The 5,250-nt window shown below is 46.9% G+C and carries 6 protein-coding genes and 3 pseudogenes; all 9 read left to right on the top strand.

From position 1 onward, the window contains the following. Positions 1-44 precede the first annotated feature (44 nt). Positions 45-890: pseudogene (locus LI164_RS15320) on the top strand (VirD4-like conjugal transfer protein, CD1115 family); the annotation flags it as partial. Next, entirely contained in the window at positions 877-1,047 is a 171-nt protein-coding gene (locus LI164_RS15315; RefSeq protein ID WP_002569167.1) for a hypothetical protein, read from the top strand. The pseudogene LI164_RS15320 and the gene LI164_RS15315, both read left to right, overlap by 14 nt. Positions 1,048-1,454: 407 nt before the next feature. After that, positions 1,455-1,583, top strand: a pseudogene (locus LI164_RS15310) (Maff2 family mobile element protein); the annotation flags it as partial. Positions 1,584-1,840: 257 nt separating this feature from the next. After that, positions 1,841-2,353 carry an RNA polymerase sigma factor gene (locus LI164_RS15305; RefSeq protein WP_003533443.1) on the top strand — a complete coding sequence of 171 codons (513 nt, stop codon included), beginning with the start codon at positions 1,841-1,843 and terminating at the stop codon, positions 2,351-2,353. After that, the gene (locus LI164_RS15300) at positions 2,346-3,050 is read left to right on the top strand and encodes a zf-HC2 domain-containing protein (protein ID WP_005946129.1); all 705 of its coding nucleotides are present in this window, start codon (positions 2,346-2,348) and stop codon (positions 3,048-3,050) included. Before LI164_RS15305 ends, LI164_RS15300 begins: the two co-directional genes overlap by 8 nt. 116 nt (positions 3,051-3,166) lie before the next feature. Then, a complete protein-coding gene (locus LI164_RS15295; protein ID WP_227087358.1) occupies positions 3,167-3,667 on the top strand; it encodes an RNA polymerase sigma factor in 501 nt (166 codons plus the stop codon). After that, entirely contained in the window at positions 3,645-3,842 is a 198-nt protein-coding gene (locus LI164_RS15290; protein WP_005921293.1) for a helix-turn-helix domain-containing protein, read from the top strand. Before LI164_RS15295 ends, LI164_RS15290 begins: the two co-directional genes overlap by 23 nt. 42 nt (positions 3,843-3,884) lie before the next feature. After that, positions 3,885-4,310, top strand: a complete 426-nt coding sequence (locus tag LI164_RS15285; protein ID WP_005921288.1) for a hypothetical protein — start codon at positions 3,885-3,887, stop codon at positions 4,308-4,310. Between the two features lie 700 nt (positions 4,311-5,010). Then, positions 5,011-5,250: pseudogene (locus LI164_RS15280) on the top strand (conjugal transfer protein); the annotation flags it as partial.

The raw sequence follows: 5,250 nt of genomic DNA, 5'->3' as shown, positions 1-5,250 counted from the left end.
TGACTTCTTTTTGAATTTGATGAAAAAGTCCTTGACTTTTCGTCTCTGGCAAAACGGCGAAGTCGATTTTGATTAGCTGCGGCGCGAGGTTATCCCCATTCGACATTAAGGAACTGCGGGAGCTTATGGAAACCGACGAAATGGAGCTTGACACCATAGGCGACAGAAAGACCGCCCTTTTCGTCATTATCAGCGACACCGACGATACTTTTAACTTTGTCGTGAGTATTCTCTACACACAGTTATTCAACCTTTTATGCGACAAGGCAGATGATGAATACGGCGGGCGGCTTCCCGTCCATGTACGGTGCTTACTTGATGAATTTGCGAATATCGGGCAGATACCAAAGTTTGAAAAGCTCATTGCAACGATACGGAGCCGGGAAATATCCGCGTCAATCATCTTGCAGAGCCAGTCACAGCTAAAAGCAATCTACAAGGACAACGCCGATACCATAGTCGGCAACTGCGACACCACCCTTTTCTTGGGCGGCAAGGAAAAAACGACGCTCAAAGAAATATCGGAGATTTTAGGCAAGGAAACGATAGACAGCTTCAACACTTCCGAAACAAGGGGGCGGGAGCTTTCGCATGGGCTGAACTATCAGAAATTGGGAAAGCAGCTTATGACGGAAGATGAAATCGCAGTCATGGACGGAGGGAAATGTATCTTGCAGCTACGAGGGGTGCGCCCGTTCTTTTCGGACAAATTCGACATAACGAAGCACCCGAAATACAAGTACCTGTCCGACGCAGACCCGAAGAACGCCTTTGACATGGAAAAGCACCTTAAACGCCGCCCCGCCATTGTCAAGCCCGACGAGGTTTTTGACTATTACGAGATTGACGCAGCAGACTTACAGGAGGACGCAGACCATGAGGAAACGTAGCGCAGAGGAAAAACAAAAGCAGCTTGAACGGTTTTTAATGAATGTTGCGGAAGCCGCCGACGCTGCATTATGGGAGTATTGGCGGGAAAAGGAAGCGGAACACCGCCGCTTTGCAACGGAGTATGTCACGCGCCGGGGGCTTATCCCGCAACAATGACAGCATGGCAGACCGCCGGGGGACAGGGGAAGCTACACTTCCCCTACGCTGCCTTGCGGCAGCTACCCCTTTGTGAACTTGTGGGAAGCGAACACCTTGCTGCGCAAGCTATTCACTTCCCGCAAGTCTGAAAAAAACGTCCGGCAGCACAGCGGGACACAGAAAGGAGCGATTGAAGCAATCACATCTATCCATACCGGCTACATGATACGCGCCCCCACTTTCCGGCGCAGTACACAGCGGCAAAATCCGCACCCCTTACAACTGAATACCGCCGCGCCGCAGGACTTACGCAGCGCGGGGACAGCCGCCTTTACCAGAGGGCGGTTTTTTTGTGCGGCGGCATATGCTGACCGCCTTTTGTCCGCTTGTCGGACAGCCGCAGACGCGGCAGAAAGGATATATTTATGGCATTTTTCAATAGCGCAGTAGACGTTTTGCAGACCCTTGTTGTAGCACTTGGAGCCGGGCTTGGTATCTGGGGCGTAATCAATCTGATGGAGGGCTACGGCAACGACAATCCGGGCGCGAATGCTCATGTACGGTAGAGAAGCACAAAGCAAAACAAAGACAGCCAGTCCTGCCACTATTCCGAAGTCAGGGGAACGCAATAGAAAAATTCATAGCTGTATGCTATACTTAATTAGCATTTGAACATATCAAGCTGACACAGCAATCTCTTTGCTTGCCGTTAATGCGCGTCTACCAATAGTCCGCAGAAAGCAAGAGTAGCGTAAAGGTATAAAAATTTCAAACTTCTTTGTAACGAAATTCCGATTTCTCCGTCTAACCTATGAAGCTGAAGGAGGTGATGACAAGTATGGACTATGAAAAGCTCTATAAAGCCTACTATTTACAGGTATACTCGTATACTATTTCTCTTGCCAAAAATCGTGAGATAGCAGAGGAAATCACGCAGAACACATTCTATAAGGCTGTTTCTACAACATCACAATTCAAAGGTAAGTCAGATGAATTGACATGGCTCTGCTCCATAGCAAAAAACCTTTACCATGATGAAATGCGAAGCCGTCAGCGAGTAGCTGATGTGAGTGAAATCAATGACTTGCCATCAAATGAAAATGTTGAGAACTCAGTTGCAGATTCTGACATGGCGTTCCGCATACACCTCGTTCTTCACCGTTTGGAAGAACCATACAAAGAAGTCTTTCAGCTTCGCGTATTCGGGGAACTATCTTTTTCACAAATCGCTGCAATTTTTGGAAAAACAGAATCATGGGCGAGAGTTACTTATCATCGTGCAAAGCTAAAAATTCAAGAAAGGATGGATGAAAAGCATGAGTAAACAATGCGATATTGTTCGAGATATTCTTCCGCTGTATGTTGACGGTGCTTGCAGCGAAGCAAGCGCAGAGATGGTAAAAGAGCATTTGAACGCCTGTGCTGACTGTAACGCAATTTATCAGAAATTGCTTTCTCACACGAGCGAAGATGTTCTTCACGAAGAAAGCGAAAGCGTTATTATGCGCCATGAGGCAAAAGAAAAGCAGAGAGGCAGAAAAAAGATAACGATTGCTGTTCTCGTTTCCATCGCTCTTTGTATCATTGCAATTTTTACAGCTCTCTTTCTGTTACCTATAAACATTGCTTATGAGCCTGTCAAAATCGACTTCCCATTTGAGGTTGAAGATGTCGAAAACGTTGAAATGTACCACTATGACGGAGTGCCTGCATCAGCAGAAAAGAAAGTAGTTGTTGCTGAAAATGATATAAAGACCCTGTATGATAAGTTCAAGGGCTTATCCCTAAAAGACAAAACGACTGAGGAAACTGCCGGAGCAGATGTGACCAGCTTTAGATTTAACCTCTCAGATGGAACAAGCTACGATTTGATTTACGCCTGCTATGGGGTTAAAAACGGCGAATTGAAGTCAGCAGCAGGCGGTTTTAAGTATTTCACAAGTGCGGATATCGGCTCTTATTGGAACAATTTGAATACGGAACTTGAGGCAATTCCTATCAATGAGAGTGAATTGCCGTGAGCAGATAGCAAACCCAGCCGAGCCTGTCAACGGTCAAGATGAACGGCGCAAATGCGCCGCCGTTGACAGCCCCGCCCGTCTTTGCTGTTCGGTAATCAAGAGGGCGACAGCACAAGATGCTGCCGCCCTCTGCCATTATTCAGAAAGGGGGATTTTCCATGACCGAACACGAAAAGTATCAAGAACATATCCGGCATACACACGATGCCTTTTGCAAGACTGTTATTCGCCATGCTGCCATAGACGCAGCCCGGAGCATACGGAGCCGCCGCAAGCGGGAAATCTCGCTTGAATATCTGATAGAAGAAAAACACTATCCATTCAGTACCACAGATAAATACTTTGCGGAGCAATCCGGCATGACCAGCTATCCGCTTTTCGTCTGTGGTCAGATGGTGCTTTTGGAAAGTCCAGAGCTTGCCGCAGTCCTGTCCGCACTATCACAGATGGAACAGGAAATCATTTTCTTGTACTACTTCCAACGATTGACGCATAGGGAGATTGGACGGAGATATGGACGGGCTGGCAACACAACCGGGCGGCGTATTCAGATGATTTTACGGCGGCTACGGGCAGAGTTGGAGGGTTTGTCCTATGAGCCAGCTACTTCCCTATGAGACAATCGTTAAGGCAAGCGAGGGCGACCCGGAAGCTGTTGCCGCCGTCCTATCCCATTATGCGGGATATGTCCGCTCTTGTGCGAAAATGGACGGACAGATTAACACGGATATGCAGGAGCATATCGTCAGGCAACTGATAGAAAGCCTGTTGAAGTTCCGCTTTGACCGCTAAACAGAAAAGTTGTATAATTAGAGCCTGACAAATTAAACTTCAATGAGGGTAGAGCAAATGGAACAGATTATCAATTATAGAGACATACCCACAGATAAAAGGATTGACATATTAAATGCTCTTGAGCGAATAGGTTTTTTTCCGGCATACGGCGGCGTGAGAACAATGCAGCAAATTATGGAAAAGTCAGTTCCAGGTTCAGGCCCACAATTCTATTTCGTTTTCCGTGAAAATGAGTTGATAGGGTACAATTTTCTCATTGGGGACACTAAGAAATATAAAGCGTTCCCATGGCTTGCTATTAGCAATATGGATGAGCAGAAGTTGACTGTTTGTGAAGAACTGATGAAAATACAAATTGCCTTTTTTGAAGAACTCGGAATGCAAAAGATAGCAGATCATTGCGTTAGGATTATGGAAGATTACAGAAAAGGAATTGGAAAGCGGAAAGAAAGCGATTGCAGATAAATTCCATTTGAAAAACGGCTGACAATTTAATACCGCCGCCCATCACAGCGGCAGATAAGCAGTAAATCTTGAAAAGGTTTACTGCTTTTTTTGCGCCCATTTTCAAAAATCTTTGGCAAACCACACCGCCGGATTGTTGTAGGGAGCAGACAGGGAAAATAAAAAAATTTTCGCTGCGTTTGCCAAAACGCCCCCTTTTCACCGTTGTAGTGGTGAACAGCGGGCAGAACACGCCGCCGCAATCGCTATATTGGTGGAGCAAGCCAGTATATCCGCAAACCAGAGCCGCCGAGGAAAGCGGTAGTTTTTTAGAGCAAGATTCTACCACGGTGCCAAAATCCGCATATCTGCGGTTTTGCCCCTTTGGTAAATCTTGTTGGGGAGTGCCTTCCCCAAACCCTGCTCATGCGCCCTGTCGGGCGAGAAAGGAGGTCAACGCTTGAAGAAAAAATACAACACACCCCACCGCTGCCATGTGGTCAAAACCCGCATGACCGAGGAAGAATACGCCGACTTTACCGAGCGGCTGAAACACTATGACATGAGCCAAGCCGAATTTATCCGGCAAGCCATTACACGGGCGACCATTCGCCCCATCGTTACCGTTTCCCCGGTCAATGATGAACTGTTGTCCGCCGTTGGCAGGCTGACCGCCGAATACGGAAAAATCGGTGGCAACCTCAATCAGATTGCCCGCGCCCTCAAAGTCCCTACGATTCATGAGGGTGCAGATGCAAGGAAGATTGAGGAAAAATATCTCACCGGGCAGATAAGGAAAGGTTCATGGAAGGTCGAGGAAAACCAGATGATAAAAAAACAAAATGCACTGCTGCAAAAGGTAATTGCAACCTTTGGTAAGGTATCCGGTGCATTGTCGATGTGGAGGGAGTGGTTGAATGACATTAGAAGAAAGCAAAGAAGTAATTCCCATGATGGAAGC

The organism is Dorea sp. 210702-DFI.3.125, assembly GCF_020560945.1.
Lineage (GTDB): Bacteria > Bacillota > Clostridia > Lachnospirales > Lachnospiraceae > Dorea > Dorea formicigenerans.
This window is presented reverse-complemented; position numbering and strand designations above follow the sequence as displayed.